The following is a 22571-nucleotide window of genomic DNA, read 5'->3' as shown; positions in this document are numbered from 1 at the left end:
ATTCTATTTTTTATTTGCATAATAACTACTCATCACAGTCACAAAACTAACGATGGTAATTGTACTTAATGGCATAATAATAGCCGCAACCAAAGGCAATAAATTACCTGTAATGGCAAATGATAATCCTACGACATTGTATAAAAGAGAAAGCGTAAAACTCATTTTTATAGTGGTTATTGCATTTTTAGAAAGCTTTAAGAAATAGCTCAATTTTTCAAACTCACTAGCATCTAGAATAGCATCACAAGCCGGTGAAAAAACATTCACGTTTTCTGAAATTGAAATCCCAACGTTACTTTGTGCCAAAGCTCCTGCATCATTCAATCCATCACCTACCATCATTACATTTTTGCCTTCTTCCTGTAATTTCTTAATGAATTCCAGTTTCTCTTCCGGTTTTTGATTGAAAATTAATTCCGTGCCTTTCGGCAAAAGTTTTTCTAATGTTGACCTTTCTCCTTCATTATCGCCTGACAAAACCTTAATTTGATACTTGCTGCTTAAATTCTTGAAAAGCTCCTCTAACCCATCTCTATATTGATTGTTGAAAATAAATTTTCCATAATAAACACCGTTAATTTTTATATGGACAGAGGTATTCCCCTCCCCTCCCGATGCTTCGGGACTCCCCGAAGGGGAGGGAGACGATACGGATAAAGGAGGTACGCAAAATTCTGCCGAACCAATTTGAATTATATTCCCTTCTATTTTTACTTTAATTCCTTTCCCTGTAATCTCTTCAAAATCATCTATTTTTAATCTTTTCATTTCAGGTAAAAAGTCATACAGCATTCTACTCAATGGATGGTTTGATCCACGAAGTGCGTTTTTTATCAATATTAAATTTGTATCTGTCTCTACTGTTTTTTGCTCCCCTCCTTCGGAGGGGTTGGGGGAGGATTCATAAGATATATTCGATTTCTTATTGGCGGTAATAGTACCTGTTTTGTCAAAAACTATGGTATCTACTTTGGCTAATTGCTCTATAACCAAAGCGTTTTTTAGATAGAATTTCTGTTTCCCTAAAATTCGCAATACATTCCCAAAAGTGAATGGCGCCGTCAATGCCAATGCACAGGGACAAGCAACAATTAGTACAGCCGTAAATACATTGAACGCAATATTAGCGTCGATAAAAATCCAATATACAAATCCTGAAAAGGCAATTAACAATAAAATTGGCGTGAAATAGCGACTAATTCGATCGGTTATGGTTTTGTGTTTTTGTTCTACATTTTTTTGGAACACATCATTACTCCATAATTGCGTCAAATAACTTTGTGAAACGGAATGTAAGACTTCCATTTCTATTACTTTACCAATTTGTTTTCCACCGGCAAATACTTTATCCCCCGATTGTTTGGTAATGGGAATAGCTTCCCCAGTGACAAAACTGTAATCAATCTCCGCTTTTTCGGAAATTAAAATCCCATCAACTGGAATGAGTTCCTGGTTTCTAATGAGTAATCGGTCGCCTTTCTGAACTTCGTAAATAGCCACACTTTCTTCCGAAGCATCCGTATTAATTTTGGTAATTGCTATTGGAAAATACGATTTAAAATCCCTTTCGAAACTCAAAAAACTATAGGTTTTGATTTGGAACATTTTGCCCAAAAGCATAAAGAATATCAATCCTGTTAAGCTGTCGAAGAAACCAGACCCGTAGTCCATCACAATATCAAACGTACTTCGAATAAACATTACAATAATTCCTAAAGCAATCGGAATATCGATATTGAGCATTTTAGACTTGATACTTTTATAGGCTGAAACATAATAACCACTAGCCGAATAAAAGAAACTGGGTAACGCTAAAGTAAAAATCAGCCATCTGAAAAAACCACGGTATTGGTCTAACCAATATTCTTTTACTTCAAAATATTCAGGAAACGAAAGCAGCATGATATTTCCAAAACAAAAGAAGGCAACACCTAATTTATAGGTTAAACTTCTATCAACATTATTACTCCCCATTTCATAGTTTTCTAAACTGATGTAGGGCTCATAACCAATAGAACTCAACAAATAAACAATGTTTTTGATGGAAACCACTTCCGGATTAAAAGTGATTCGGACTCTCTTTTCAGGGAAATTAACCTGAGAAGTGCTTATTCCTTTTTGAAGACGCTGTAGATTTTCCAAAATCCAAATACACGAGCTACAATGTATATGAGGAATACTAAGTGAAATAATAGCAGTTGAATTTTCTTCAAATTCCAAAAGTTTGGATACAATACTCTCATTATCTAAAAAATCATATTTACCATTAATTTCTTGCGGGGTTGTTCCAGGGGATTTTTCAAAATCATAATAGCATGTCAAATCATTGAGGCTAAAAATCTCGTACACGGTTTTGCAACCGTTGCAACAAAAATTTTTGGCATCAAAAATAATTTCATCTTCTTTTATAATATCTAATCCACAATGGAAACAGTTTTGTGTGTCCATAAATTTGCTCATTTTACCTGAAACAAAGGTGACAAATTGAATGAGTTAAAAATATGATATATGTCATATAAATGTCTAAATTTGTAATAGATTTAAAATACCTTCCAATATGAGCAAATGCGAACAATGTATCGTTAGAGAATTTAGCTCTTTAAAAGCACTTACTAAAGACGAATTACTACAACTTTCTGACTGCAAAACATCTTACACTATTAAAAAAGGTGAAGTGATTTTTGAAGAGGGGGAAAACGTCAATGGTATCTATTGCGTTAAGGATGGTATTTGTAAGCTCACAAAACTGAGTCCGAATGGTAAGGACCATATTGTGAAATTAGTAACTAAAGGAGAATTATTAGGTCAACGTTCCATGATTAGTGACGAACCTGTAAATCTAAGTGCTGTTGCTCTTGAAGACATGGAGGTTTGTTTTATTCCAAAGTCGGAAGTAATGAGTTTCTTTGATAAGAACAATCAATTTTCGATGAATGTGATGAAAACTATTTGTGGTGATCTAAAAGAAGCTGATGATAACATGGTTAATTTAGCCCAAAAAACAGTAAAAGAAAGATTAGCAGAAACACTTCTTTATTTACACGATACTTTTGGAAAAAATGAAGATAACTCCTTAAAAGTCCAACTTTCAAGAGACGAATTAGCTAGTATGATTGGCACAGCCACAGAAAGCTGTATCCGTTTACTATCTGATTTTAATAAATTAGGACTCATTGAATTGACCGGTAAAAAGATAGTTTTGAAAGAAATCAACAAACTGAAAAAAATGGCGGATTATGACCCAAAATAAAGTGTTCAGTATTTAGTGTTCAGTCTAATCTCTACGCTCATATGCAAAACTTCAATCCCGACAGCAATTGTCCAAAAGTTTTCGTGATAACATTTAAAAAACACCTACAAGGTTTAATACCCATAAGTATCTCTATTAACGTTTATTACTGATCACTAAATACTGATCACTGAACACTACTTAAAGACGCTTCGCTTCTTCCCAAAAAACATCCATTTCTGCCAAAGTCATATCCATCAATGGTTTTCCTAATTCTCCCGCTTTACTTTCTAAATATTGAAAGCGTTTAATGAATTTTTTATTGGTTCGTTCCAAAGCATCTTCGGGATTTACATTTAAAAATCGAGCATAATTGATCATCGAAAATAAAACATCTCCAAATTCGGCTTCAATTTTATCCTGATCACCGGCTTCAACCTCAACTTGTAACTCTTCTAATTCTTCCTGTACTTTATCCCAAACCTGATGCGATTCTTCCCAATCAAATCCTACTCCTTTTACTTTATCCTGAATTCGGCTCGCCTTTACTAATGCAGGTAAACTTTTGGGAACCCCTTCAAGAACTGATCTTTTTCCTTCCTTGAGCTTCAGTTTTTCCCAGTTTTGCTTTACTTCTTCTTCATCTTTAACCACTACGTCACTATAAATATGTGGATGACGATGAATTAACTTCTCACAAATTTCATTACATACATCTGCCATGTCAAAATCGTTCGTTTCGCTTCCTATTTTGGCATAAAAAACAATATGCAATAACAAATCCCCTAATTCTTTTTTGACTTCATTTAAATCATTATCTAAAATAGCATCGCCTAATTCGTATGTCTCTTCTATGGTAAGATGACGCAAAGTTTGCATGGTTTGCTTTTTGTCCCAAGGACATTTTTCCCGCAAATCGTCCATAATATCTAATAGTCTTTCGAAAGCTTGCAGTTGGTCTTGTCTTGAATTCATAAGAAATGGTTTTTGGTAAAAATAAAAAAATCCTGTCCAGAAAAATAGCTGAACAGGATTAAATAATATTTTAAAATAGAAATTACTCTTTTTTAGCTTTTGCTTTTTTTGCTGGAGTTTTCACTTCTGCTATTGGAGTTTCATCAGCAACAGCAACAAGTTCTTCAGCAACTGGTGTTTCTTCTGTTGTAGCCAATTCTTCATCAGTAACTAACCCTTTTGCCTGAAGCATATTATACCAGTTTAAAACTTTCTTAATATCTGATGGATAAACTCTTTCTTCATCATAATCAGGTAAAATTTCTTTGAAATAAGCTGCTAAGGTAGCATTGTCTTCTTTATGGGAGATTGCTTGACCTTTGTTTTCTTTATCAGCAATTTTTTGCATGATTTCAGCTAATGGTTTTTCGCCTTCATACGTATAAATAGAAATCTCAGATAATAAACTCACATTGCTTTTTAAATTTACTGTGATTTTTTTTCCGTCTAATAATGATTCCGCAACAAACCCAGTACGTGTTTGTACTCTCAAAACATATAAACCAGGTTTCCCGGAAATGGCTAATATTTTTTCTAAATTCATGTTTTTTTGTAATTATTTATTAAGAATTTGACTTATTTATTTTTTCATTTAAAACCAAAAACCATACCAAGATAAGGCTATAAATAGGAATTTATCTTCCTTTTTTGCCAAAAAATTTCATTCGGTACTCTTGAAAAGTTTTTCCTTCCAGAATGTTTTTTAATTTCTTTTGAATTAACCGTTTTTTTAAGGACGAAATTTTATCTGTAAACAAAATCCCTTCAATATGATCGTATTCATGTTGGATTACTCTGGCGATTAATCCGCCGAAAACTTCAGTTTTCATTACAAAATCCTCTTCGCAATACTCAATAGTTATGGTTGGATTTCGATATACATCTTCACGAACATCAGGAATACTTAAACATCCTTCGTTGAAACTCCATTCTGGACCTTCTTCTTTTATCATTTTTGCATTGATAAAAGTTTTTTTGAATCCTTTCAATTCTTTTTGTTTAGCATCTTCTAAATCTTCATCATCACTAAAAGGAGTCGTATCGATTACAAATAAGCGAACTGCCAATCCTACTTGCGGTGCAGCAAGTCCCACACCATAGGCATTATACATCGTTTCGTACATATTGGTAATTGTTTCTTTCAAGTTTGGATGTTCCGGTGAAAGAACTTCCCCTACTTTTCTTAAAACAGGATCACCATATCCTATAATTGGTAAAATCATTATTGTTGTATTAAGTATTATCTACTGAAAATCTAAATATAATCGAGTTTAATTCAGTTTGCAAAAATAGTAAAAAAATAGACAATGAATAATCCTCCATTGATAATTAGCTAATATTTACAGTTTAGTTTAAAAGACCTCTGTTTATCCTTTGAATAATTCGTACAATTCTTACCTTTGTGTGTAATCCAATTCTATGATTTACAAAATCCGAAAATTTACCGACAGCACTTATTTCACCAATGCTTTAAAAGTAACAATAGCAGCGGTTATCCCCGTTTTACTTTTTTCTTTTTTTGGTAATTTTGAAATGGGTTTTACAATAGCACTTGGGGCATTTTTCACGTATCCGAGCGACATTCCAAGCAGTCTAAAGCATAAAATCAATGGTGTTCTGGTTACTGCTTTACTAGTTGCGGGTGTTAATTTGTTAGTGAATATTGTGTATCCCTATTCTTGGATTTTCTATCCTTTTCTAGCTGTGTTAATTTTCCTTTTATCAATGATTTCTGTCTATGGGCAACGAGCTACTATGGTTTCTTTCTCCGCTTTACTTGCAGTATCATTGGCATTTGCAAATATAAATACAGGCTGGGCAATGGTACAACATTCGGGCTTAATTCTTGCCGGAGGTTTATTCTACCTCACCATTTCGCTTACTTTTCATTACATCAGACCCCATCGCTATGTCGAATTACAAATTGCAGAATGTATCAGACTTACGGCAAAATATTTAAAACTAAGAGGTGATTTATGGACCATTAATGCTGATAAAAAAGCAATTATTGAAAAACAATTACATCTTCAGGTAGAACTGAATACCATTCGCCAAAATATAAGAGAAGTACTTATTAGCAGTCATACTAATTCCGGTTCTTCTAATCAAAACCGAAAAATGCTTATTGTTTTCATTTCATTAATCGAAATACTGGAACTTGCATTATCCACGTCTTTCGATCATGATAAACTACATCAAAAATTTGACGATCATCCAAAGGTGTTACTAACCTATCAAAGCTTGGCTTACAATCTTGCAGCAAGTTTAAAACAAGTACACAAAAGTGTACAAAACCGAACCAAATATGTTTCTAAACATAATTTACTTGGGGATTTGAATGCCTTACAAATTGCAATTACAGAATACGAAAATGACTTAGGAAAAGTTGCCGCTTCTGAAGGTGTTTTCATGCTGACGACCATGCTTCAATATGCCGAAAAACAAGTCGAAAAAATAAAAATTGTAGAACGCGCATTTACCTTAGCTATCAATTCACTGGATTTTAAAGGCAAAGATAAAGACTTAGAGAAATTTCTAACGCCACAATATTATCCTTTGAGTACTCTGATTGAAAATCTCAGTTTTTCTTCTACTATTTTCAGACATTCCTCACGACTAACCATAACCATTCTGATTGGTTTTATCATTGGTAATGTACTGCCTTTTCACAATGTTTATTGGATTTTGTTGACTATCATCGTAATCATGCGACCTGGGTATGGCCTAACAAAACAACGTTCTTTTCATCGGATTTTTGGAACTATTTTAGGTGGATTAATTGCATTTGGAGTTCTTTCATTGGTACACAATAGCATTGCAATCAGTATTTTTTCGATTCTTTGTATGCTTTTGGGATTCTCCTTTACGCAAACAAATTATAAAGTCAGCGCAACATTTGTGACCATGTATATTGTTTTTATTTATGGAATATTAACTCCTAATATTACCGATGTTATTCAATATAGAATTCTTGATACTATTGTTGGAGCGGCTTTAGCATTTCTTGCCAATCACTTTTTATGGCCTTCATGGGAGTTTTTAAATATCCCCATCTATTTGGAAAAATCTATTAAAGCAAATGAAAATTACCTGAAGGAAATCTCTATTTTTTATAACAAAAAAGGAACTATTTCCACTTCCTACCGATTAGCCAGAAAGAATGCTTTTATCGAAATAGGCAATTTAATGGCTTCTTTTCAAAGAATGGTTCAAGAACCCAAATCAAAACAAAAACAACTGCCACAAGTATATAAACTGGCCATACTCAATCACTCCCTGCTTTCGGCTTCAGCATCATTGGGAACTTACATTCAATCGCACAAAACAACATCGGCTTCAGAGGCATTTAATGTTGTGGTCGATACTGTAATTAAAAATCTGGATAACGCTATTGCGCTTTTGAAAGAAAATGATTTAGATATAAAAGAAAATCTGCCAAAAGAAGATTTAGCAATGCGTTTTACGGAGTTAAAAAACATTAGAGAAAAAGAATTAAAAGAAGGTATTCCTATTGATGAGGAAGCATTTCAATTGAAAATGCAGGAAGCCCAATTGGTTATAGAACAGCTAATCTGGTTGACCAATTTATCCAAAAACATTGTAAAAACGACAAAAGAATTAATGGATTCCTAAAATCAAAAAGCGCCGGAATTAGATTGAATATCTAAAAACCAGCGCTTTTTATATTATTTTAAAATGTCTAATTATTCAGTTTTAGAATTTCAGCAGTATCTTTTCTAATTTCCTCTAATAAAGCTGGATTCGTATTCAAAGCCTGACCATACGACGGAATCATCATTTTTAATTTTTCCTGCCATTGTGGTGTTCCAATTTCTTCTTTGAAACATCTTCCTATTAAATCTATCATAATCGAAACTGCAGTCGAAGCGCCTGGAGAAGCTCCAAGTAAAACAGATAATGAACCGTCAGCAGTTGTGATTACTTCAGTACCAAATTCTAGTATTCCACCTTCTTTTTCATCTTTCTTTATAACTTGTACCCGTTGTCCTGCTCTTTCTAATTTCCAGTCTTTAGATCTTGCACCAGGAACATATTCTCTTAACGCGTTAATTCTATCTTTTGGTGATTGACGCACTTGCTCAATCAAATATTTTGTAAGTGGAATATTTTTAACCCCGGCAGCAATCATTGGAATGATATTATCGGTTTTTATAGATAATGGCAAATCCGAATACGATCCATTTTTTAAAAAGCGTGTTGAAAACCCTGCGAAAGGTCCAAAAAGCAATGCTTTTTCTCCATTTATCATTCGGGAATCAATATGTGGAACTGACATTGGTGGTGCGCCTACACTGGCTTTACCATATACTTTTGCCTGATGTTTTGCAATCACTTCAGGATTCGTACATTTTAACCATTGTCCGCTCACAGGGAAACCGCCATAACCTTTCCCTTCAGGAACGTTTGCTTTTTCTAATAATGGTAAGGAGCCACCTCCAGCACCAATAAAAACAAACTTGGTATATGCTTTTCTCTTTTGGCCCGAAGCCAAATCAGTAATTTTTATTCTCCAGGATTTATCCTCACGTTGTCTCATTTTTTTAACTTCGTGATGAAAATGAATCGTAACACCATCCAATTGAGTTAAATAATTGAACATGCTTCTGGTTAATTCTCCAAAATTCACATCCGTTCCAATTGCCATAGAAGTTGCCGCAACTTTTTCAGATTCATTTCTGCCTTCCATAACTAAAGGCATCCATTTCTTTAACTGAGAAAAATCGGTACTAAAAAGCATATCCTTAAAAAGTGGATTAGCATGTAATGCTTCAAATCTTTTTTTAAGGTATTCTACATTTTTATCACCCCAAACAAAACTCATGTGTGGAATACTTTTTATAAAATTTTCAGGGGATGAAACTTTTTGTTCTTGGACTAAATAAGCCCAAAACTGGCGAGAAACTTCGAAAGATTCTGCTATACTAATTGCTTTTTTGGGATCAATAGTACCATCAGCACTTTCTGGAGTATAATTAAGTTCGCAAAAAGCAGAATGTCCCGTTCCTGCATTATTCCATGCATCAGAACTTTCGGCAGCGGCAATATCTAATCTCTCGTAAATTTCAATTTTTATATCGGGTTGTAATTCTTTTAGGATTAAGCCAAGAGTGGCGCTCATTATTCCAGCTCCTATAAGAACTACTTCACTTTGTGAACGAATGGTTGTGTCAGGCATAACAAAATTTTAAAGTGCAAAGATACTTTATAAAATTGCAAAAAAAAGCATAAATTTCGGCTGAAAAGTTACATTTTACGAAAACGTTTAAGCCATTAGACAGCATTCTAAATAAGAATTTTAAAATATTTTTCGGGTCAAATAATCCTGAAGCATTATCGTTGCCGAAATCTCGTCTATAAGTGCTTTATTTTGACGTTGTTTCTTATTCAGGCCACTGTCAATCATGGTTTGGAAAGCCATTTTTGAAGTAAATCGTTCATCCACCCGAATGACTTTCATATCCGGAAAATGATTAGTAAAATGCGTTACAAATCCTTTAATGATGGAAGCGCTTTCTGAGGGTTCGCCATTCATTTGTTTGGGTTCACCAATAAGGACCGCTTCTACTTTTTCTTTGGCAAAATAATCCTTCAAAAAAGCAATTGCAGTTGCTGATGGAATGGTAGTTAAACCCGAAGCTATGATTTGCATTTCATCGGTAACGGCGATTCCTGTTCGTTTTTGTCCGTAATCTATGGAGAGTATTCTTGGCATTTTATTTTTTTTTGTAAAGAATAGAAAGGAAGATTTATAAAACTAAATGGAATCTTTATATTTGATAAATCCAAAAACAAAAATGGTATTTTGTTTTACATCAATTTCATAAACAGAAGTATAACCTTTGAAAACATAATCTCTTATATTTTCATCATTAAAATAAACAGACTTTTTAAAACGAAAAGGTTCTTTTAAATCTTTTCTGATATTTTTAATTAATTCATTTTTAAATTTTCTAGATGCTATTGGTTTATCCTTAGAAATATAAAGCACTTGATCTAACAACGCAAGTCTAAAGTCTTTGGTAATATCAATTTTCATATTTAGAAATTGCCTCTTCAAGAAATAAATCTAATTCATCTAAAGAGCAACATTCTGCTGTTCCGTTTTTAACTTTAACCAATGCACTATCCAATTTTCGTTTATTTTCTTCAAAGTCAGAATCTTCTTGAACTATTTTCAGTTCATCTGATGAAAACGAACTCAATAACTCCAGAATTTTGGCTTTTATTTTTGGTTGAAATTCTAATCTAATTGTTTCCATGTTAATTGTATTGATAACACAAATATACAAAATTTCAGAGTTCAAAAAAACGGCTTTGCTTTTTTAATTTAGCATTTCACAATCCTTAAAATATAATTATCAGCAACATAACTATTTTAATTTTCCAATTCTTAGCAACAAAGGAAAAGTCACTTTCATATCATTTTTTTGCCAAGAAGCCTTCAATTCATCATAAATCAAGTCTAAAGGATTTTGATTATTTTTTGAAATATAATGTTGCGTGGCTGACCATGTTTCAAGATATCCTATGAGTTCTTCAAAAGTCCATGTAAAATGATTTTCGAAAGATTCTGTAACAATTTCATCAAATGGAAATGGAATCGTTTTATAATTTTCATCCAAATACTTTCGTTCAGCATCCCAATACGGACCAATTATATTATGATAAAAATTTCGTACTATTTTATCCGAATCCGCATTGGTAGAAAACAGCCCATAACCCAGCACAGCAAAGATTCCTTCTGGTTTTAAAATTCTGTATACTTCCTTGTAAAACAAATCAAAATCAAACCAATGAACCGCTTGTGCCACTGTGATTAAATCAAATTCATGATTTTTAAAAAAGGTATTTTCAGCAGCTGCCACTTTATAAATTATGTTCTCCGTTGGAACAGCATTCTCGAGTTGGTTCTGGCTAATATCAATCCCATAAACTGTTTCAAAAAAGCGAGAAAGTTTATGCGCTACTTGTCCATTTCCAGTAGCTATATCGAGCGCAACGGATTTATTTTTGACAAATGAAACCAAATAATCAATCATTTTATTTGGATACTGTGGTCGGAATTTAGAATATTCCGAAGCTTGTTTGGAGAAATTATCTTTCATATTCCCATGATTTTCATTTATTCGCCAAATTTACAACATTTAAAAAACATTAAATATAAAGCAAGTTAAATCTGTAACATTTTCAAATCAATTTGCCTTTTTGCTTTTCGGTAAAAAACATATCTTTGTCAAAAATCTAATTAAAATGAATCCATTACAGACTATTATAGAACAAGCTTGGGAAAACCGTGCTTTGTTACAAGAAACGACAACTACTGATGCTATCAGAGCAGTTATTGAATTATTAGACACAGGAAAATTACGTGTTGCCGAGCCGGTTGATCCCGAAACTTCGGGAGGATGGCAAGTAAACGAATGGGTTAAGAAAGCGGTAGTGATGTACTTCCCTATTCAAAAAATGGAAACATGGGAATCTGGAATTTTCGAATACCATGACAAAATGTTATTGAAAAGAGGTTATGCAGAAAAAGGAATTCGTGTAGTTCCTAATGCTGTGGCGCGTTACGGTGCTTACATTTCTAGCGGTGTTATCTTGATGCCAAGTTATGTAAACATTGGTGCTTATGTAGACGAAGGAACTATGGTGGACACTTGGGCAACCGTAGGAAGTTGTGCACAAATTGGTAAAAACGTACATTTAAGTGGTGGTGTAGGAATTGGTGGTGTTCTTGAACCATTACAAGCAGCTCCGGTAATTATTGAAGACGGTGCTTTTGTTGGTTCTCGTTGTATTGTTGTTGAAGGTGTTCATGTTGGTAAAGAAGCAGTTCTTGGTGCCAATGTTTGTTTGACAGCCTCTACAAAAATTATTGATGTTACAGGAGATACTCCAGTTGAAATGAAAGGTTTTGTTCCTGCTCGTTCGGTAGTAATTCCGGGAAGTTATACTAAAAAATTTCCAGCAGGAGATTTTCAAGTTCCTTGTGCTTTAATCATTGGAACCCGTAAACCTTCAACTGATTTAAAAACGTCATTAAATAATGCGTTACGCGAATATGACGTAGCGGTTTAATGCTTTTTTTAAATAAAAAATTATTGTATATTCCTCCCTCAAACGGGAGGTTTTTTATATTATGAAGATACTAGTAATACAACAAAAAATGATTGGTGATGTTTTGGCAAGCAGCATTATATGCAATAATCTGAAAATCATATATCCCGAATCACAAGTGGATTATCTGATTTATCCATTTACCAGTCCTGTTGTTGAAAATAATCTTAATATCGATAATCTGATTCTTTTTAAAGACGGCTATAGAAAAAGTAAATTTGCTTTTTTTAAATTTTTACTCAAAATAAAAAAAGAACGTTACGACCTTGTTATTGATGCCTACGGAAAAACAGAAAGCAACCTAATCACACTGTTTTCAGGTTCAAAAAAGAAAATAGGTATCTATAAAAAATATAGTCATTTTATCTATACCGATACCATAAAAGAATTATCGCAACCTTCAACTAATGCAGGTTTAGCTCTTGAAAATAGACTTTTATTATTATCTGATTTTAATGATAACAAGAAACAACTGGATATCAAACCAAAAATTTTTCTTACTTCTGATGAAATTGAAAATGGAAAACAGATTTTAGAAAAGAATAACATTGATTTTTCGAATAAAATATACATGATTGGTGTGCTGGGTAGCGGCAAAAACAAAACATATCCATTTCCGTATATGGCTAAAGTGTTGGATGCTATAGTTGCAGAAACAAATGCTACTTTACTTTTTAATTATATGCCTTCGCAAAAAGAAGAAGCACAAACTATCTATAACTTGTGTCTTCCTGAGACTCAACTAAAAATTAAAATTGATTTAATGCTGAGAAATATTCGTGAATTTTTATCCGTGACGTATCATTGCAATGCTTTAATTGGAAATGAAGGAGGTGCAGTAAATATGGCAAAAGCATTGGACAAACCTACTTTTACTATTTTTTCAACTTGGATAATTAAGGAAGCATGGAATTCGTTTGAAAACGAAACTACAACTGTTTCTGTACATTTAAAGGACTATAAACCTGAATTATACGGTAAAAAAACAGCGAAAGAAATGAAAAATGAAGCTTTAAATTTATACGACAAATTCACTCCAGATTTAATTTTACCTATTTTAAAGAAATATATAAAATCTAATTAGGACGTATTCCTGAGCTCGTTTTTATTATTTTATTCGCTTTTGTGTAGGCTCGAATTGCATTGTTTTTTTTCCAAATTTCTTCGGAAACATACCCTCTTTCATGATCTAAATGCAGACAAAAGGCACTATATCTTATCTGTTTAGATGAAAGTCCCATATTGACCAATCTTTCCCCCAATTCCCTGTCCTCTCCACCATATTGCATTTCTTCATTAAAACCATTAACAGCTAATAAGTCTGTTTTCCAGCCAGAAGCATTGTGTCCGTTCCAAGTTGGTTTGGTTGGCGTAAGCTTATTTAATAGGTTTGATAAAAAAGGAGAAGTCGTAAATTTTATATTCTTTAGATTTGACTTAAGACCATTATTTTTAAGCCATTTCAAATCGAAACAATTTTGATTTAGAATATCCTCTTTTGTGATACGCTTGGAAATTGACATTGGAAGTTTAAAATAGCCTCCCGAAAGGAAAAAACCTTTTTCTCTATATTTTAGATGAGTTACAACAAAATCATTTCTAGGAATACAGTCGCCATCGGTAAAAATTAGATAGTCGGTTTTGGAAGCTAAAATGGCTTTATTCAGAATTTTAGTTTTTTGAAATCCGTGATCTTCATGCCAAACATGAATAATAGGAATAGCTATTAATTTTCGGAGTTCATCAATTTTTTCCTTGGTCTTTGAGTTAGAACCATCATCAGCAATAATAACCTCAAAATCAGCCGTTGTTTGCACACTAAAACCCCATAAAACTTTCTCAAGCCATTGGACTGCATTATAGGTACTCATAATAACTGATGCTTTCATATATTTTTTTGAAATTATAGTTGACAAAAGTAATTAATAAATTATATATTGTGACATAATAAAATCAATTAATGGATTCAAAATCGACTCCTAATTTATCTGTTTTAATTATTACATTAAACGAAGAAAATCAAATGAAAGCGCTTTTAGCTAATCTGGATTTTGCTGACGAAATTATTGTTGTAGATTCATTCAGTTCAGATAATACGGAAGCTATTTGCAAATCATTCGAAAAAGTAAAATTCATTCAAAATAAGTTTGAAAATTATTCTTCTCAAAGAAATTTTGCTATTGAACAGGCAAAGAATGACTGGATTTTATTTCTTGATGCTGACGAAAGACTTACCCCTGAATTGAAGAATGAAATATTAAACACGATAAGATTTAACAAAACTTATGCTGCTTTCTTCTTTTATAGAACCTTCATGTTCAAGAATAGAGTATTACACTTTAGCGGATTGCAAACCGATAAAATATTCCGCCTTTTTGATAAAAACTTCGCAAAATACACTACTGATCGATTGGTTCATGAAAAATTAACAGTGACTGGAAAAACAGATGTTTTTAAAAATAAGCTTATTCATTATTCCTATTCAGATTACAAATGTTATAAATCAAAAACTACCCGTTACGGGAAGTTGAAAGCTCAAGAGAAGTTCATTAAAAACCAAAAACCATCTATTTTACTTCAAATTCTTCATCCTTCCTATAATTTTTTATACAATTATTTTGTCCGTTTGGGTTTTCTTGACGGAAAAAAGGGACTGATTATTTGTTATCTAAATGCTTATGGTGTTCATATCAGGCACCAAGAACTAAAGAAGCTTTGGAATAAAGGACAATAGCTATCTCCAAAATAGGAGTTTTTTTTTCTGTTCTATTTTTCTATGAAATTTGAACTGAAAATCGTTTGTATAGAAACAAATTTTACTAAAAACTTCCTCATATTCCTTGTTATAAAGTTTAGCATATTCGTCACTCATTACTGCCAACATTTCTATCTTTGGCGTAAGCCTGTTAAAATTTTTCATACGGGAATCAAAATCCATATCGTCATGAAAATTCATTCGGTTTAAATCCACCAAGTAGAAATTATATTTTCCTTCGGCTATTTTTTTTATCAACGTATTTCCTGGCGAATGATCCAGAAACTCAATTCCTTTTTCATGTAAATCAAAAGTAAACTTGGTAAACTGACGTAAGATATTCTCATGATCTGGATAATCCGGGTTTTGTACTAATTCTCTAAAAGTCAATTCCGCTTGGAGATGTTCACTGATATAAAAACTCTTTTCTAATCCTGATAATTTGAAGTTTTCAGCATAAGCAATGGGTTGCGGAGTACCAATTCCGTTTTCAAGCAATTTGTTTGCATATTCGTAAGAGCGTCTGGCTTTAGATTTTCTGAAATATTTATAAGCAACTTGATTCACTATGTTTGGGATTTTGAACGATTTGATATTAATCGTTTTGTCTTCTAAATCAAAGAGCTTTATTTTATTTCGTTTCCCATCGCCAAAAAGAACTCCTGAAGAATTAAAATTAACAATGTAATTTCTTAATTCGATTTCCTTTGCTTTAAATTTCTTATTGATGACTAATGACATGTGCTAAAGACTAAAATATTTATATTAATCACAAAAGTAACCAAATGTCTTTTAGACTTGAAATAAATCAATTAAATTTACATCAAAATTTATTTTTTATGAAAGAATATCCTTCTTGCGCTCTTATTGCTACTACTTATAATTGGCCTGAAGCATTAGAATTATTATTATTAAGTGTTTTAAATCAGACGGTTTTCCCGAACGAAGTGATCATTGCAGATGATGGATCAAGAGAAGACACCAAACAATTAATTGATGATTTTAAAAAAAAACTCCCCTTTCCTTTATTTCATATTTGGCAAGAAGACAATGGGTTTCAAAAATCAAAAATACTTAATAAAGCAATTGCAACTACTAAGTCTGATTATATTATTCAAATAGACGGTGATATTATAATAAATAAAAATTTTATAAAAGACCATCTAACACACGCTCAAAAGGGTCAATTCTTATTTGGTTCTAGAGTTAATATAAAGCAAGTCTTTCTACAAGAGCTTTTTATAATAAAAAAAATACATTTTAACTTTTTTTCAAAAGGAATTAAAAAACGTTTTAGAACAATAAGAATTCCAATTTACACTAATTTTATAAAACAAAACCATCTAGTTTCCTCGAAATTAAGAGGTTGTAATATGTCGTTTTGGAAGAATGATATTATAAAAATTAATGGTTACAATGAGAAATTTATTGGTTGGGGTTGCGATGATTATGAATTGGGATATAGATTGCATAATAGCGGTATTGCAGGAAGACGATTGAAATTCGCTGGTATTGAATATCATATTTTTCATCCTGAAGCCAGCAAAAGTAACACCACAAATAATGAAATTATCCAAAGAGAAACCTTTGAAAAAAAAATGTTTTTTATAAATGATGGAATTAACAAATATCTTCCCTAAACCTATGCGAATAACTTTAATAAGTCTTGACAATTGGGGCTTTAATAATCACATTGTAACTTCTTTAGAAGAAAAAGGACATCTTGTACACCATATTAATTTTAATACTTTTACTTATAAATACCCTAATTTTTTTTATAAGATTTATAATTTTATTCTAAAAGCTTTTTTTAAAACCAATTTAAAAACCTTGTATTACGGGAAGGAAATCATTCAACGTCTTAACGAAATTGGCGAAACACAAGATATTATCTTAACCGTAAAAGGTGATTTTATAGATCGAAAAAGTATATTAAAATTTAAACAATTCACAAAAAAATCAATTGGTTTTTTTAATGACAACACTTATAGATGCCCAAAAATTATTCGAGTAATTCCTAGTTTCGACGAAGTTTATTCCTTTGAAAAGCAAGACTGCGAAAGGTATAATTTAAAATTCGCTCCCAATTGGATTTATAACTCTAACATAACAATTCACACACAAAATTCTATAAAATATGAGGTTTTCAACATCATTTCTATGGATCAACGAATACCTATACTATCAAGAATTGCAAGTGATTTGGTTTCAAAAAAAATAAATTATAAGTTTATTATTTATGACAAAAAAAACAAAGGCAAAGACAAAAATTTAGAATATATATCTAAACATGTTCCATTATCAGAGGTAAATGAATATATAAATAATTCAAGAGTAATGCTTGACATCAACCGAAGGAGTCAGTTAGGATTAACTTTCAGAGTATTTGAAAGTATGGGATTGCAAAAAAAACTGATAACAACAAATCTTGATATAAAAAATTACGATTTTTACAATCCTAATAACATTTTAATCATTGATGAAAATAAACCTAATATACCAATAGATTTTTTTGATAATGAATATGAAGAAATTCCACGAGAAATACTTGAAAAATATACTTTAGATGGGTGGGTGGAGAGAGTTCTATTGAAAGAAAATACTTAAAATCAATCACTTATTAAATTTGAAATATATTCAAAATGGAATACCAATATTTGCTCTACCTCAGTTTAGTTATTACAACACTCTATTTATCAATCACAATAGCTAACAGACTGATAAAATTGTCTATTGTCCCAGTAAAATATCCCGAAATTGATGGATTAAGAGGGTATTTGGCTTTCTTTGTTTTTTTACATCACAGCTATATTTGGTCGCACTATTTAAAAACAAATAAATGGGAAGAGCCGGAATCGAATCTCTTTAATCAATTTGGTCAAACAAGTGTTACACTCTTTTTTATTATTACTGCGTTTCTATTTATTACTAAATTAATCGATAAAAAAAAGATTGATTTTGATTGGAACAAATATATCATTGCTCGCTTTTTTAGAATGTTTCCTATGTGTTTTTTTTCAGTCTGTTTGGTCTTAATTATTGTAGCCGTTGAAACTAATTTTGAATTAAGAGAATCCTTTACTACAGTTATTAAAAACTCATTATCGTGGATTTTCTTTAGCATTGACGGTTCAGTTAATGTTAATTCTTTAGAAAATACTTTCCAAATTAATTCTGGAGTTGCATGGTCATTACCCTATGAATTGATGTTTTATTTTTTACTTCCAATTTTTGTGATTTTTTAAAAGTTAAAGTTAATTATAAAGTAGTAATATCCTTATGCTGGTCTTTTTAATCATCCTTTACATAAATCAATCGTCTTTAAAAAAATTCATCCCATTCCTAGGAGGCATTTTTAGTGCATTACTTTTAAAAAATATAAATTGCAATATATTAAAACAAACAAAATTCACTTTTATAGCTGTATTTCTTTTGTTTTTATCTGTTTTATATTTTAATAATGGAAGAGCTATTGTTCCAATAATTATTTCTACATTTCTATTTATTATCATAGCATCCGGAAACTCATTTTTCGGCATTTTATCAACTGCTTTTTCTAGAAAATTTGGCCAAATAACGTATAGCATTTATTTAATCCATGGAATTGTTCTATTTATAATTTTTCGCTATATCATATGTTATGAAGAAGTTTCAAAATTATCTGAATTAAAATACTGGGGAATTATTGCAATTAGTGTATTTCCCGTAATTATTTTAAGCCAAATAACCTACAAATTAATTGAATTACCATTAATGAATATTAATAAAACCAAATAATTATAATGAACCAAGAAATCCAAAATGCCTACGAAGTCATAAAAGAAGGCGGGATCATCCTATATCCTACTGACACCGTTTGGGGAATAGGTTGTGATGCCACAAACGCTGAGGCTGTTGCCAAAATCTATAAACTCAAGCAAAGAGCCGAAACCCAAAGCATGATTGTTTTGATGAATGGTGAAAAAATGATGTATAACGTTTTCAAAGATATTCCTGAAGTGGCTTGGCAAATCATGGACTTATCCGAAAAACCAACTACCCTGATACTGGACAAACCCAGAAACGTCGCTTCAAATTTAGTTTCATCAGACAACTCCTTGGGAGTTCGTATCGTAAAAGAACCTTTTTGTTTTAAGTTAATGGAAAAGATGAAAAAACCATTAGTTTCAACATCAGCAAATATTTCTGGACAACCTACTCCAAAAAGTTTCAAAGAAATTAGTCCTGAAATTATAAAAGGCGTGGACTATGTTGTAAATTTGCATCGCGAAAAAATTGCCTGTAACCCTTCAACAATTATAAAATTGACGAATGATTCACAGGTAAAAGTGATTCGGAAATAAATTACGTTATTGTTTGTCATTTCGACGAAGGAGAAATCTCATCAAGTGATTAAAATAATGTGATTTCTCCTTCGTCGAAATGACAAAACACAGAAAATGAATGAATTATACAAAAGCATTAAACAATAAAATTTTCGAAGTCATTTCCCAAGCTTCTCAAGAACTTAACATTGAAAGTTATGTAATTGGTGGTTTCGTGAGAGATTTGATTTTGAACAGAGACTTCAAAAAAGACATTGATATCGTTGCCGTTGGCAGCGGAATTGAATTAGCTTTGAAAGTTTCCCAATTACTTCCAAAAAAACCAAAAGTTCAGGTTTTCAAAACGTATGGAACAGCGATGTTGCGTTTTGAAGATACCGAAATTGAATTTGTAGGCGCTAGAAAAGAATCGTATCATTTTGAAAGTCGCAATCCGGTTGTAGAAAATGGAACATTGGAAGACGACCAAAACCGACGTGATTTCACCATTAATGCGTTGGCTTTATCATTAAATACAAAAAACTTTGGAGAATTATCCGATCCTTTTAATGGTCTGGAAGATTTAAAAAATAAAAGAATCAAAACACCTTTGGATCCGGATATTACTTTTTCTGATGATCCTTTAAGAATGTTGAGAGGTATTCGTTTTGCTAATCAATTGGGTTTTGAAATTGAAGAAAATTCACTGAAATCAATTGAGAAAAATGCGGACCGAATTAAAATTATTTCCGGAGAACGTATTGTAGATGAATTGAATAAAACACTTTCGACGGACAAACCTTCTGTTGGATTTTTGTTACTGTTCAAAACTGGGCTTTTGGATATCATTCTTCCGGAATTAACTGCTTTGAATCAGGTTGAAGAAATAGAAGGTCATACCCACAAAAATAATTTTTACCACACCTTAGAGGTAGTTGATAATATTTGTCCACATACGGACGATGTTTGGTTACGATGGTCGGCTTTATTGCACGACATTGGAAAAGCACCAACGAAACGCTTTAATAAAAAACAAGGTTGGACATTTCATGGACACGAATTTCTTGGCGGAAAAATGGCAAAGAAAATCTTCGAACGTTTACACATGCCTTTGAATCACAAAATGAAATTTGTACAAAAAATGGTCATGATGAGTTCACGTCCCATTGTTTTATCACAAGACACTGTTACCGATTCAGCCGTACGCCGCTTGGTTTTTGATGCGGGTGAAGATGTCGAAAATTTAATGACTTTGTGTGAAGCCGATATCACCACCAAGAACCCGAATAAATTCAAAAAATACCACAATAATTTTGAAATTGTTCGCAAGAAAATTGTGGAAGTCGAAGAGCGCGACCATGTTAGAAATTTTCAACCTCCAATATCGGGAGAAGAGATTATGGAAATCTTCAATTTAAAGCCATCAAAAGAAATTGGAATACTCAAAGAGGCCATCAAAGAAGCCATATTAGAAGGAGAAATTCCAAACGAATACCAGGCTGCTTACGGGTTTATGTTAAAAAGAGCAAAAAAAATAGGATTGAAGGAAGTTACAAAGTAGCAGAGTTACAAAGTAAAAAATGAAAACATTTAGAGATTTACTAATTTGGCAAAAAGCAATGACTTTAGTGACTAATTGCTACTCTATTTCATCAAACTTTCCAAGAGAAGAGCTGTTTGGTTTGGCTTCACAAATTAGAAGATGTTTTATCTCAATACCAAGTAACATTTCTGAAGGTTATGGAAGAGGTACAAATAAAGATTATCACCGTTTTTTAAGATTTTCTTGAATCTTTATTTGAATTTCAAACACAAATAAAAATTGCTTACAATTTAATATATATCTGAAATTGATTTTAATAAACTACATAAAAATAGTAGAGAACTCGAACGAATGTTAAGTTCATTTATAAGCAAAGTGAAAGAAACTTTGTAACTCTAAAGCTATGCTACTTTGAAACTCAAGATAAAAAAAAATGAAAAAAGAGAATAAATCAGTTATTATTTGGTTGTTATCCGGATGTGTATTAATTTTTATAATGGTTGTCGTAGGCGGAATTACCCGATTGACTAATTCAGGACTTTCTATGACCGACTGGCATTTGGTAACAGATACATTTCCGCCACTTTCAGAAGCAAAATGGCAAGAAGCTTTTGAGCGATACAAGCAATTTCCCGAATATCAAAAAATTAATATTCATAACGATTTTACCCTTTCTGATTATAAATTCATCTACTTCTGGGAGTGGTTTCACCGCTTTATAGGACGCGCCATCGGAATGGTTTTTATTATTCCGTTTGTGTACTTTCTAATCAGAAAAAAATTAGACAAAAGCACCATTAAAAAATGCGTAATTCTTTTATTCTTAGGTGGATTACAAGGTTTTTTTGGCTGGTTTATGGTAAAAAGCGGATTGATTGATAATCCTGATGTAAGTCATTTTAGACTGGCACTTCACTTGACTACAGCTTTTATCACCTTTGCATACACGTTTTGGGTAGCTTTGGATCTACTATATCCTAAAAAGGCAACCATTGAAAAATCATTACGAACCATTGCCCGTGTAGCTCTTGCTATTCTATTGTTACAAATTATATACGGTGGCTTCGTTGCGGGCTTAAATGCTGGTTTAATTCACAATCACTGGCCTTTAATGAGTGATGGACAATTTATCCATGACAGCGTTTTTCTGGAACAAAAAAACCTATTTTTGAGTTTTACCGAAGGAAAAAGTGGGGTTCAATTTATACATAGAACTCTGGCTTATTTTGTAGTTGGATTAATAGTTTTATTGTACTTCAAAAGCATAAATTTTTCTTTAGACAAAGCACAAACCAAAGGAATTAATTTACTTTTGTTATTAGTTTTTATTCAGTTTGGACTAGGGGTTTTAACGTTGTTATATGGCGTTCCTTTGTGGTTAGGACTCTTACATCAAGTTAGTGCTTTTTTCTTATTGACCGCAATGACTTTCACGTTACATCGATTATCAAACTAAACCACTATGGGCTGAAAGTCCATAGATTTGGTTGTCAGACTTAAAGTCTGCACGCTTGCTAGTCTTCAATTATGAAGTTATCATTATTATTTTCATTCGGATTTCTATGATGTTCCAAATATTGATTT

At 32.1% G+C, this 22571-nt stretch carries 24 protein-coding genes; 12 read left to right on the top strand and 12 right to left on the bottom strand.

What is annotated here, in order from left to right; genetic code table 11:
• Positions 1-3 precede the first annotated feature (3 nt).
• The gene (locus tag ACNO7W_RS10665) at positions 4-2451 is read right to left on the bottom strand and encodes a heavy metal translocating P-type ATPase (protein ID WP_417938116.1); all 2448 of its coding nucleotides are present in this window, start codon (positions 2449-2451) and stop codon (positions 4-6) included.
• Between the two features lie 109 nt (positions 2452-2560).
• Here ACNO7W_RS10665 and ACNO7W_RS10660 point away from each other — a divergent pair, with 109 nt between their 5' ends.
• Complete coding sequence (locus tag ACNO7W_RS10660; RefSeq protein ID WP_143386703.1) at positions 2561-3253, top strand: Crp/Fnr family transcriptional regulator; 693 nt, start codon at positions 2561-2563, stop codon at positions 3251-3253.
• Between the two features lie 180 nt (positions 3254-3433).
• Here ACNO7W_RS10660 and mazG read toward each other — a convergent pair whose 3' ends face one another.
• The 3 genes from mazG to def all read right to left on the bottom strand — a co-directional run bounded on the left by mazG (position 3434) and on the right by def (position 5469).
• Positions 3434-4207 carry a nucleoside triphosphate pyrophosphohydrolase gene (gene mazG, locus ACNO7W_RS10655; RefSeq protein WP_417938115.1) on the bottom strand — a complete coding sequence of 258 codons (774 nt, stop codon included), beginning with the start codon at positions 4205-4207 and terminating at the stop codon, positions 3434-3436.
• 82 nt (positions 4208-4289) lie between these two features.
• Positions 4290-4790 (bottom strand): DUF5606 domain-containing protein, encoded by a 501-nt coding sequence (locus tag ACNO7W_RS10650; RefSeq protein ID WP_314896044.1) that lies wholly within the window; start codon positions 4788-4790, stop codon positions 4290-4292.
• Between the two features lie 91 nt (positions 4791-4881).
• Positions 4882-5469: a peptide deformylase gene (gene def / locus ACNO7W_RS10645; protein ID WP_417938114.1), complete on the bottom strand. Its 588-nt coding sequence runs from the start codon at positions 5467-5469 to the stop codon at positions 4882-4884.
• 196 nt (positions 5470-5665) lie between these two features.
• On the opposite strand from def, the gene ACNO7W_RS10640 reads away from it, so the two are divergent.
• The gene (locus ACNO7W_RS10640) at positions 5666-7879 is read left to right on the top strand and encodes an FUSC family membrane protein (protein ID WP_417938113.1); all 2214 of its coding nucleotides are present in this window, start codon (positions 5666-5668) and stop codon (positions 7877-7879) included.
• Between the two features lie 67 nt (positions 7880-7946).
• On the opposite strand, the gene ACNO7W_RS10635 is transcribed toward ACNO7W_RS10640, so the two are convergent.
• The 5 genes from ACNO7W_RS10635 to ACNO7W_RS10615 form a co-directional block, all read right to left on the bottom strand.
• On the bottom strand, positions 7947-9443 hold the full coding sequence (locus ACNO7W_RS10635; RefSeq protein WP_417938112.1) for a malate:quinone oxidoreductase: 1497 nt from the start codon (positions 9441-9443) through the stop codon (positions 7947-7949).
• Between the two features lie 120 nt (positions 9444-9563).
• On the bottom strand, positions 9564-9980 hold the full coding sequence (gene ruvX / locus ACNO7W_RS10630; RefSeq protein WP_417938111.1) for a Holliday junction resolvase RuvX: 417 nt from the start codon (positions 9978-9980) through the stop codon (positions 9564-9566).
• A 42-nt stretch (positions 9981-10022) separates the two neighbouring features.
• A complete protein-coding gene (locus ACNO7W_RS10625; RefSeq protein ID WP_417938110.1) occupies positions 10023-10304 on the bottom strand; it encodes a type II toxin-antitoxin system RelE/ParE family toxin in 282 nt (93 codons plus the stop codon).
• Complete coding sequence (locus tag ACNO7W_RS10620) at positions 10294-10527, bottom strand: hypothetical protein (RefSeq protein WP_417938109.1); 234 nt, start codon at positions 10525-10527, stop codon at positions 10294-10296. Before ACNO7W_RS10620 ends, ACNO7W_RS10625 begins: the two co-directional genes overlap by 11 nt.
• Positions 10528-10638: 111 nt before the next feature.
• The gene (locus ACNO7W_RS10615; RefSeq protein ID WP_143386711.1) at positions 10639-11373 is read right to left on the bottom strand and encodes a class I SAM-dependent methyltransferase; all 735 of its coding nucleotides are present in this window, start codon (positions 11371-11373) and stop codon (positions 10639-10641) included.
• 145 nt (positions 11374-11518) lie between these two features.
• Between ACNO7W_RS10615 and ACNO7W_RS10610 the strand changes: the two genes are divergently transcribed.
• Both ACNO7W_RS10610 and ACNO7W_RS10605 read left to right on the top strand, forming a co-directional pair.
• The gene (locus ACNO7W_RS10610) at positions 11519-12346 is read left to right on the top strand and encodes a 2,3,4,5-tetrahydropyridine-2,6-dicarboxylate N-succinyltransferase (protein ID WP_417938108.1); all 828 of its coding nucleotides are present in this window, start codon (positions 11519-11521) and stop codon (positions 12344-12346) included.
• A 61-nt stretch (positions 12347-12407) separates the two neighbouring features.
• A complete protein-coding gene (locus ACNO7W_RS10605; protein WP_417938107.1) occupies positions 12408-13469 on the top strand; it encodes a glycosyltransferase family 9 protein in 1062 nt (353 codons plus the stop codon).
• Here the strand turns inward: ACNO7W_RS10605 and ACNO7W_RS10600 are convergent.
• Positions 13462-14274, bottom strand: a complete 813-nt coding sequence (locus ACNO7W_RS10600) for a glycosyltransferase family 2 protein (RefSeq protein WP_417938106.1) — start codon at positions 14272-14274, stop codon at positions 13462-13464. The genes ACNO7W_RS10605 and ACNO7W_RS10600 overlap by 8 nt on opposite strands.
• A gap of 71 nt (positions 14275-14345) precedes the next feature.
• On the opposite strand from ACNO7W_RS10600, the gene ACNO7W_RS10595 reads away from it, so the two are divergent.
• Entirely contained in the window at positions 14346-15119 is a 774-nt protein-coding gene (locus ACNO7W_RS10595; RefSeq protein ID WP_417938105.1) for a glycosyltransferase family 2 protein, read from the top strand.
• On the opposite strand, the gene ACNO7W_RS10590 is transcribed toward ACNO7W_RS10595, so the two are convergent.
• Positions 15120-15881, bottom strand: a complete 762-nt coding sequence (locus tag ACNO7W_RS10590; protein WP_417938104.1) for a lipopolysaccharide kinase InaA family protein — start codon at positions 15879-15881, stop codon at positions 15120-15122.
• Positions 15882-15979: 98 nt separating this feature from the next.
• On the opposite strand from ACNO7W_RS10590, the gene ACNO7W_RS10585 reads away from it, so the two are divergent.
• From ACNO7W_RS10585 to ACNO7W_RS10575, 3 genes are read left to right on the top strand one after another with little or no spacing between them, the layout of a single operon-like run.
• Positions 15980-16780 carry a glycosyltransferase family 2 protein gene (locus ACNO7W_RS10585; protein ID WP_417938103.1) on the top strand — a complete coding sequence of 267 codons (801 nt, stop codon included), beginning with the start codon at positions 15980-15982 and terminating at the stop codon, positions 16778-16780.
• The gene (locus ACNO7W_RS10580; RefSeq protein WP_417938102.1) at positions 16752-17747 is read left to right on the top strand and encodes a hypothetical protein; all 996 of its coding nucleotides are present in this window, start codon (positions 16752-16754) and stop codon (positions 17745-17747) included. The genes ACNO7W_RS10585 and ACNO7W_RS10580 overlap by 29 nt, the downstream gene beginning before the upstream one ends.
• 35 nt (positions 17748-17782) lie before the next feature.
• Positions 17783-18385: an acyltransferase family protein gene (locus ACNO7W_RS10575; RefSeq protein WP_417938101.1), complete on the top strand. Its 603-nt coding sequence runs from the start codon at positions 17783-17785 to the stop codon at positions 18383-18385.
• Positions 18386-18451: 66 nt separating this feature from the next.
• Here ACNO7W_RS10575 and ACNO7W_RS10570 read toward each other — a convergent pair whose 3' ends face one another.
• Positions 18452-18727 (bottom strand): hypothetical protein, encoded by a 276-nt coding sequence (locus tag ACNO7W_RS10570; protein WP_417938100.1) that lies wholly within the window; start codon positions 18725-18727, stop codon positions 18452-18454.
• A gap of 195 nt (positions 18728-18922) precedes the next feature.
• On the opposite strand from ACNO7W_RS10570, the gene ACNO7W_RS10565 reads away from it, so the two are divergent.
• From ACNO7W_RS10565 to ACNO7W_RS10550, 4 genes are all read left to right on the top strand, one after another.
• Complete coding sequence (locus ACNO7W_RS10565) at positions 18923-19483, top strand: L-threonylcarbamoyladenylate synthase (protein WP_417938099.1); 561 nt, start codon at positions 18923-18925, stop codon at positions 19481-19483.
• Positions 19484-19583: 100 nt separating this feature from the next.
• Positions 19584-21005 (top strand): CCA tRNA nucleotidyltransferase, encoded by a 1422-nt coding sequence (locus ACNO7W_RS10560; protein ID WP_417938098.1) that lies wholly within the window; start codon positions 19584-19586, stop codon positions 21003-21005.
• A 19-nt stretch (positions 21006-21024) separates the two neighbouring features.
• Positions 21025-21234 carry a four helix bundle protein gene (locus ACNO7W_RS10555; RefSeq protein ID WP_417938097.1) on the top strand — a complete coding sequence of 70 codons (210 nt, stop codon included), beginning with the start codon at positions 21025-21027 and terminating at the stop codon, positions 21232-21234.
• A gap of 186 nt (positions 21235-21420) precedes the next feature.
• Positions 21421-22443 (top strand): COX15/CtaA family protein, encoded by a 1023-nt coding sequence (locus tag ACNO7W_RS10550; protein WP_417938096.1) that lies wholly within the window; start codon positions 21421-21423, stop codon positions 22441-22443.
• The last annotated feature ends 128 nt before the right edge of the window (positions 22444-22571 follow it).

Origin of the sequence: Flavobacterium sp. ZB4R12, assembly GCF_048276375.1 — a bacterium.
Lineage (GTDB): Bacteria > Bacteroidota > Bacteroidia > Flavobacteriales > Flavobacteriaceae > Flavobacterium > Flavobacterium gawalongense.
This window is presented reverse-complemented; position numbering and strand designations above follow the sequence as displayed.

Excerpts from the sequence above, each read along its gene's own strand:
- ACNO7W_RS10635 (WP_417938112.1), bottom strand. The coding sequence starts at position 9,443 with ATGCCTGACACAACCATTCGTTCACAAAGTGAAGTAGTTCTTATAGGA.
- ACNO7W_RS10665 (WP_417938116.1), bottom strand. The coding sequence starts at position 2,451 with ATGGACACACAAAACTGTTTCCATTGTGGATTAGATATTATAAAAGAA.
- ACNO7W_RS10575 (WP_417938101.1), top strand. The coding sequence starts at position 17,783 with ATGGAATACCAATATTTGCTCTACCTCAGTTTAGTTATTACAACACTC.
- ruvX (WP_417938111.1), bottom strand. The coding sequence starts at position 9,980 with ATGCCAAGAATACTCTCCATAGATTACGGACAAAAACGAACAGGAATC.
- ACNO7W_RS10565 (WP_417938099.1), top strand. The coding sequence starts at position 18,923 with ATGAACCAAGAAATCCAAAATGCCTACGAAGTCATAAAAGAAGGCGGG.
- ACNO7W_RS10595 (WP_417938105.1), top strand. The coding sequence starts at position 14,346 with ATGGATTCAAAATCGACTCCTAATTTATCTGTTTTAATTATTACATTA.
- ACNO7W_RS10640 (WP_417938113.1), top strand. The coding sequence starts at position 5,666 with ATGATTTACAAAATCCGAAAATTTACCGACAGCACTTATTTCACCAAT.
- ACNO7W_RS10660 (WP_143386703.1), top strand. The coding sequence starts at position 2,561 with ATGAGCAAATGCGAACAATGTATCGTTAGAGAATTTAGCTCTTTAAAA.
- ACNO7W_RS10625 (WP_417938110.1), bottom strand. The coding sequence starts at position 10,304 with ATGAAAATTGATATTACCAAAGACTTTAGACTTGCGTTGTTAGATCAA.
- ACNO7W_RS10600 (WP_417938106.1), bottom strand. The coding sequence starts at position 14,274 with ATGAAAGCATCAGTTATTATGAGTACCTATAATGCAGTCCAATGGCTT.
- def (WP_417938114.1), bottom strand. The coding sequence starts at position 5,469 with ATGATTTTACCAATTATAGGATATGGTGATCCTGTTTTAAGAAAAGTA.
- ACNO7W_RS10605 (WP_417938107.1), top strand. The coding sequence starts at position 12,408 with ATGAAGATACTAGTAATACAACAAAAAATGATTGGTGATGTTTTGGCA.
- ACNO7W_RS10610 (WP_417938108.1), top strand. The coding sequence starts at position 11,519 with ATGAATCCATTACAGACTATTATAGAACAAGCTTGGGAAAACCGTGCT.
- ACNO7W_RS10590 (WP_417938104.1), bottom strand. The coding sequence starts at position 15,881 with ATGTCATTAGTCATCAATAAGAAATTTAAAGCAAAGGAAATCGAATTA.
- ACNO7W_RS10620 (WP_417938109.1), bottom strand. The coding sequence starts at position 10,527 with ATGGAAACAATTAGATTAGAATTTCAACCAAAAATAAAAGCCAAAATT.
- ACNO7W_RS10555 (WP_417938097.1), top strand. The coding sequence starts at position 21,025 with ATGAAAACATTTAGAGATTTACTAATTTGGCAAAAAGCAATGACTTTA.
- ACNO7W_RS10615 (WP_143386711.1), bottom strand. The coding sequence starts at position 11,373 with ATGAAAGATAATTTCTCCAAACAAGCTTCGGAATATTCTAAATTCCGA.
- ACNO7W_RS10580 (WP_417938102.1), top strand. The coding sequence starts at position 16,752 with ATGATGGAATTAACAAATATCTTCCCTAAACCTATGCGAATAACTTTA.
- ACNO7W_RS10550 (WP_417938096.1), top strand. The coding sequence starts at position 21,421 with ATGAAAAAAGAGAATAAATCAGTTATTATTTGGTTGTTATCCGGATGT.
- ACNO7W_RS10585 (WP_417938103.1), top strand. The coding sequence starts at position 15,980 with ATGAAAGAATATCCTTCTTGCGCTCTTATTGCTACTACTTATAATTGG.
- ACNO7W_RS10650 (WP_314896044.1), bottom strand. The coding sequence starts at position 4,790 with ATGAATTTAGAAAAAATATTAGCCATTTCCGGGAAACCTGGTTTATAT.
- ACNO7W_RS10570 (WP_417938100.1), bottom strand. The coding sequence starts at position 18,727 with ATGCTATACGTTATTTGGCCAAATTTTCTAGAAAAAGCAGTTGATAAA.
- ACNO7W_RS10560 (WP_417938098.1), top strand. The coding sequence starts at position 19,584 with ATGAATTATACAAAAGCATTAAACAATAAAATTTTCGAAGTCATTTCC.
- mazG (WP_417938115.1), bottom strand. The coding sequence starts at position 4,207 with ATGAATTCAAGACAAGACCAACTGCAAGCTTTCGAAAGACTATTAGAT.